This is a genomic window from Burkholderia sp. Ac-20353 (assembly GCF_017104785.1).
Taxonomy (GTDB): Bacteria; Pseudomonadota; Gammaproteobacteria; order Burkholderiales; family Burkholderiaceae; genus Burkholderia.
Window position 1 is genome coordinate 33,636 of the sequence record NZ_JAAGPL010000074.1, and the last position, 6,000, is coordinate 39,635.

Here is a 6,000-nt window from a genome sequence, read left to right on the forward strand (position 1 = left end):
GGAGCCCCCATGCTGAACCTCGACACCGCCCAGCAATTCCTGATGACCCGCGGCCTGGATTTCGGCCTCAACCTCCTCGCAGCGATCGTCCTGTGGTTCGTCGGCCGCTGGGCGATCCGCATCGCCACGCGGCTGCTCGGCAAGATCGTGCAGCGCAGCGGCAAGGTCGACTCGACCCTCGCCGACTACCTGACCTCCGTCGTCAGCGTGCTGCTGACGATCCTGCTGATCCTCGCGATCCTGCAAATTTTCGGCGTGCAGACCACGTCGTTCGCCGCGCTGCTCGCCGGCCTCGGCCTCGCGATCGGCACGGCCTGGGGCGGCCTGCTCGCGCACTTCGCGGCCGGGGTGTTCATGCAGGTGCTGCGGCCGTTCAAGATCGGCGACGTGATCAACGCGGGCGGCGTCACCGGCACGGTGAAGGAACTCGGCCTGTTCGGCACGACCATCATCACGCCCGACAACATCGTGACGATCGTCGGCAACAACAAGATCTTCTCGGACAACATCGCGAACTACAGCGCGACGCCGTACCGCCGCGTCGACCTGACCGCGAAGATCGCGAACGGCGTCGACGCGGTCGACGCGATCAACCGCCTGAAGGAAGCGGTCCAGAAGGTCCCGAACGTGCTGGCCAGCCCGGCGCCGGACGTCGGCGTGCTGCAGTTCACGCCGGAAGGCCCTATGCTGTTCGTGCGCCCGTCCACGCAACCGGCGAACTACTGGCAGGTGTACTGCGACACCAACCGCGCGATCCTCGACACGTTCCGCGACGCGCAATACCCGACGCCGGTAACGCCGATCTCGAACCGCACGACCTGACGCCACCGCACGTCGGCAGACGAAAAAAAAGCGTGGCACGCAGCCACGCTTTTCCGTTGCATCAACAACCGGCGGGTATCAACGCCCGCCCGTCTTCTGCGTATCACTCGACTGCCGGCCGCGCACCACCTTCCACAGCGCACCAAGCGCCACCGGCACGACCGCCGCACCGATCCCGGCCAGCACGATCACATTCAGGTACTGCCGAATAAACGGGATATTCCCGAAGAAATAACCGAGCAGCACGAGCAACAGCACCCACAGCAGCGCCCCAAGCACGTTGAACAACTGAAACCGCGCAGCACTCATCGCCGACGCGCCCGCGACGAACGGCGCGAAAGTCCGCACAACAGGAATGAAGCGCGCGAGCACGATCGTCTTGCCGCCATGCTTGTCGTAGAACGAGTGGGTCTTCTGCAGCGCCGCGCGGTCGAGGAAGCGCTCGAGCACCGGAATATGCGTGTTGAACACCTTCGGGCCGATCCAGCGGCCGATCAGGTAATTGACGGTATTGCCGCTGATCGCCGCGACGAGCAGCAGCACGATCAGCGCACTGACGCTCATTTCGCCGGTCGCCGCGAACGCGCCACCGATGAACAGCAGCGAATCGCCCGGCAGGAACGGAAGCACAACAAGCCCCGTCTCGCAGAACACGATCAAAAACAGCACGAGATAAACCCAAGCGCCATACTGCCGGATGAAATCGCCGAGGAATGCGTCGATGTGCAGGACGAGATTGACGAAATGAAGCAGCGTATCCAAGTGCGGTTCCTTCAGGGCAAGCAGGCCGGGTGCGGCCAAAAGGGCGGAATCGCCCGCCCGGCAAGGGCGGCGCGTGAAACGCAGTCATCATACCCAATCTACCTTAAGGCTCCGTGAAAAAACGTAACGGATCGCCGGCCCGGCGCGCACCCGCCGCCTCGCTATAATTCGGCCATGTCCGAATTCACCGAAACGGCCGCGGGCGCCGCGCCCGCCCCCGATCCGCACTCGCCGCGCCCGTTGCGCGCGATCCAGCCCCTGCCCGACCAGCTGATCAGCCAGATCGCCGCGGGCGAGGTGGTCGAGCGCCCGGCATCGGTCGTCAAGGAGCTGCTCGAAAACGCCCTCGACGCCGGCGCGAGCACGTTGCGCATCGTGCTCGACGAAGGCGGCGTCAAGCGCATCTCGATCACCGACGACGGCTGCGGGATCCCGCCCGACGAACTGCCGCTCGCCCTGATGCGCCACGCGACGAGCAAGATCCGCTCGCTCGAGGAGCTCGAAGCGGTCGCGACGCTCGGGTTCCGCGGCGAAGCGCTCGCGTCGATCGCGTCGGTCGCCGAGATGGCCATCACGAGCCGCACCGCCGACGCCGCACACGCGACGCGCATCGACGCGCACACGGGCGCGCTCGCGCCCGCCGCCGGTGCCGTCGGCACGACGATCGAGGTGCGCGAGCTGTACTTCAACACGCCCGCACGCCGCAAGTTCCTGAAGAGCGAGCAGACGGAGTTCGGCCATTGCGTCGAAATGATCCGCCGCGCGGCGCTCGCACGGCCTGACGTCGCGATCTCGGTGCTGCACAACGGCAAGGCGGTCGAGCACTGGAACGCGACCGAGCCCGCGCAGCGCGTCGCCAAGATTCTCGGCGACAGCTTCGCAACCGCACACCTGCCGCTCGACGAGCGCGCGGGGCCGCTCGCCGTCTACGGCTGCGCGGGCCTGCCGACCGCGAGCCGCGGCCGCGCCGACCAGCAGTATTTCTTCGTGAACGGCCGTTTCGTGCGCGACAAGCTGCTGACGCACGCGGTGCGCGCAGCGTACGAAGACGTGCTGCACGGCGACCGCTACCCGTCCTACGTGCTGTTCCTCGACCTGCCGCCCGAGGCGGTCGACGTGAACGTGCACCCGTCGAAGATCGAGGTGCGGTTCCGCGATTCGCGCTCGATCCACCAGTACGTTTTCCACGCGGTGCAGCGCGCACTGGCGCGCCATGCGGGCGCGTCGCCGGAAACCACCGCGGGTGGCCATGCCGCACATATCGCGCCTGCCGCGGGCGCGGCGCCGGGTGCAGCGTCGGGCCCGGCGTCGTTCCAGAACACGCCGCTCGGCCAGGCCGGCGGCAGCAGCGGCGGCGGTGGCGGCTTCTCGCCGTCGCCGTCCCTGCCCTCATCCCCGTCCCAAGGCAACACCTGGCTGCGCCAGGCGCGCATGACGCAGGGCACGCTGCCCGTCGCGCAGCCGCTTGCGCTCTACGATGCGCTGTTCGGCCGCAAGGACAGCGGAGCCGGCACGACGACGGTCGCGCACGACGCGACCGACGCAACGGCAGCGCCGCTGGCGGGATTCGCCGCCGCGCAATCGCTCGCGGGCGCCGCGCACGACGACCAGCCGCTCGGCTTCGCGCTCGGCCAGATCCACGGCATCTACGTGCTCGCGCAGAATGCGCACGGGCTCGTGATCGTCGACATGCACGCCGCGCACGAGCGGATCCTGTACGAACAGTTCAAGAACGCACTCGCCGATCGCTCGGTCGCGGTGCAGGCGCTGCTGCTGCCGGTATCGATGTCGGCGACGCCGGTCGAGATCGGCACCGTCGAAGAGGAACGCGACACGCTCGAGTCGCTCGGCTTCGACCTCGCGGTGCTGTCGCCGACGTCGCTCGCAATCCGCGCGGTGCCGGCGCTGCTGAAGGATGCGGACCTGCAGGCACTCGCACGCGCGGTGCTCGCCGACCTGCATGCGTTCGGCGGCTCGCGCGTGCTCACCGAGCGCCAGCACGAGCTGCTCGGTACGCTCGCGTGCCATCACGCAGTGCGCGCGAACCGGCGCCTCACGCTCGACGAAATGAACGCGCTGCTGCGCCAGATGGAAGCGACCGAACGCGCGGACCAGTGCAATCACGGCCGGCCGACGTGGTATCAGCTCACGCTCGCCGATCTCGACCGTCTGTTCATGCGCGGCCAATGAGCGTGTCCCAGCCTTCCCGCCCGACGACGATCGCGTGCCTGCTCGGCCCCACCGCCTCCGGCAAGACGGCCGCGGCGCTGGCGCTCGCCGAGCGCCGGCCGATCGAGATTGTCAGCGTCGATTCGGCGCTCGTCTATCGCGACATGGATATCGGTACCGCGAAGCCGACCCGCGACGAGCGCGCGCGCGTGCCGCACCACCTGATCGACCTGATCGACCCGGCCGATGCGTACTCGGCCGCCGAATTCCGCGCGGGCGCGCTGCGCCTGATCGGCGAGATCGCCGCGCGCGGCCGCACGCCGCTGCTCGCCGGCGGCACGATGCTGTACTACAAGGCGTTGACGCAGGGGCTGAACGACCTGCCGTCCGCGGATCCGGCCGTGCGCGCCGAACTCGACGCACAAGCCGCGCGCGACGGCTGGCCGGCGCTCCACGCGCGGCTCGCGCAGGTCGACCCGCAGACGGCCGCGCGCCTCGCGCCGAACGATTCGCAGCGCATCCAGCGCGCGCTCGAGGTGTTCCTGCTGAGCGGCCAGCCGATGTCGGTGCTGCTTGCCGCGCCGCCGCGCACGGACGACGAGGCGGCCCGCTACCGCTTCGTGCCGGTCGCACTCGAGCCGTCCGACCGCGCGGTGCTGCATGCGCGCATTGCGCTGCGCTTCGACGCGATGCTCGATGCGGGCTTCATTGACGAGGTCGAGCGGCTGCGCCGCCGCGACGACCTCCATCTCGGCCTGCCATCGATGCGCTGTGTCGGCTACCGGCAGGCATGGGAATTCCTCGACGGTGTCACCGACTATCCGACGATGCGCGACAAGGGCATCTTCGCGACGCGCCAACTGTGCAAGCGCCAGATCACGTGGCTGCGCGCGATGCCCGAGCGGATCGTCGTCGATTGCATCGCGGCCGACGCGACCGCACAGGCGGTCGACGCGCTGGAGCGCGTGCTCGACGGCCGCCCGCCGGCCTGACGCGCGAACCGCGCCGGCGCACGCCGGCGCATGCCGCGCGCGGTACGCACAGCCGAAAAAAAACCGCCCGGATCATCTCCGGGCGGCTTCCTGTGACCTCGTCTTGCTGACGTCGCGTCAGACCACGACCGTCTGCGCTTCGCCTTCGCGGCTCGCACGCACGGTGCCGATCTTCCACACCTGCTCGCCGGCTGCCGTCAGCTGACGCAGCGCTTCGTCGGCATCCGCCGCCGACACGATCACGGCCATGCCGATCCCGCAGTTGAACACGCGGTGCATTTCCGCGTCGGCGACGCCGCCGTGCTCCTGCAGCCACTGGAACAGCGGCGGCAGCGGCCATGCGCTCTGGTCGAGCTCAGCGGTCAGGCCTTCGCGCAGCACGCGCGGAATGTTCTCGACGAGGCCGCCGCCCGTGATGTGCGCCATGCCCTTCACGGCGATGGTTTCCATCAGCGCGAGGAGCGGCTTCACGTAGATGCGGGTCGGTGCCATCAGCGCGTCGGCGAGCGAGCGGCCGTGGAAATCGGCCGACAGGTCCGGGTTCGCGCGCTCGATGATCTTGCGCACGAGCGAGAAGCCGTTCGAGTGGATGCCGCTCGACGCGAGGCCCAGCACCACGTCGCCCTCGGCGATCGTGCTGCCGTCGATGATCTTGCTCTTCTCGACCGCGCCGACCGCGAAGCCGGCCAGGTCGTATTCGCCGTCCGGGTACATGCCCGGCATCTCGGCGGTTTCGCCGCCGATCAGCGCGCAGCCCGACAGCTCGCAGCCCGTCGCGATGCCCTTGACGACGGTCGCAGCGGTGTCGACGTCGAGCTTGCCGCACGCGAAGTAATCGAGGAAGAACAGCGGCTCGGCGCCCTGCACGAGGATGTCGTTCACGCTCATCGCGACGAGATCCTGGCCGACCGTATCGTGTTTGTTCAGATGAAAGGCAAGCTTGAGCTTGGTGCCGACGCCGTCGGTGCCCGACACGAGCACCGGCTCGCGGTACTTCTTCGGCACTTCGAACAGCGCGCCGAACCCGCCGATGCCGCCGAGCACGCCGTCGCGCAGGGTTTTCTTCGCAAAGGGCTTGATCTTGTCGATGAGCGCGTCGCCCGCGTCGATGTCGACGCCCGCGTCACGATAGGACAGACCTTGAGCTTCAGGAGCGGATTTCGGAGGATTCATGGGGGAATGCGAGAAGGTCGGTAAAATGCGATTTTACCCGAAGCCGGCCGCGCAGCCGGAATTCCCCGCATCGAATCGTCAG

The 6,000-nt window shown here is 68.3% G+C and carries 5 protein-coding genes; 3 read left to right on the forward strand and 2 right to left on the reverse strand.

Annotation, left to right across the window (positions count from 1 at the left end; genetic code table 11):
• Positions 1 to 9: 9 nt before the first annotated feature.
• On the forward strand, positions 10 to 822 hold the full coding sequence (locus G3N94_RS21415; RefSeq protein ID WP_205794568.1) for a mechanosensitive ion channel family protein: 813 nt from the start codon (positions 10 to 12) through the stop codon (positions 820 to 822).
• 78 nt (positions 823 to 900) lie between these two features.
• Here G3N94_RS21415 and G3N94_RS21420 read toward each other — a convergent pair whose 3' ends face one another.
• Positions 901 to 1,584, reverse strand: a complete 684-nt coding sequence (locus G3N94_RS21420) for a DedA family protein (protein ID WP_205794569.1) — start codon at positions 1,582 to 1,584, stop codon at positions 901 to 903.
• Between the two features lie 174 nt (positions 1,585 to 1,758).
• On the opposite strand from G3N94_RS21420, the gene mutL reads away from it, so the two are divergent.
• Together mutL and miaA are read left to right on the forward strand one after the other, a co-directional pair.
• The gene (mutL, locus tag G3N94_RS21425) at positions 1,759 to 3,774 is read left to right on the forward strand and encodes a DNA mismatch repair endonuclease MutL (protein ID WP_205794570.1); all 2,016 of its coding nucleotides are present in this window, start codon (positions 1,759 to 1,761) and stop codon (positions 3,772 to 3,774) included.
• Positions 3,771 to 4,745, forward strand: a complete 975-nt coding sequence (gene miaA, locus G3N94_RS21430) for a tRNA (adenosine(37)-N6)-dimethylallyltransferase MiaA (protein WP_205794571.1) — start codon at positions 3,771 to 3,773, stop codon at positions 4,743 to 4,745. The genes mutL and miaA overlap by 4 nt, the downstream gene beginning before the upstream one ends.
• Positions 4,746 to 4,862: 117 nt before the next feature.
• On the opposite strand, the gene purM is transcribed toward miaA, so the two are convergent.
• The gene (gene purM, locus G3N94_RS21435; protein ID WP_124601145.1) at positions 4,863 to 5,918 is read right to left on the reverse strand and encodes a phosphoribosylformylglycinamidine cyclo-ligase; all 1,056 of its coding nucleotides are present in this window, start codon (positions 5,916 to 5,918) and stop codon (positions 4,863 to 4,865) included.
• Positions 5,919 to 6,000 lie beyond the last annotated feature (82 nt).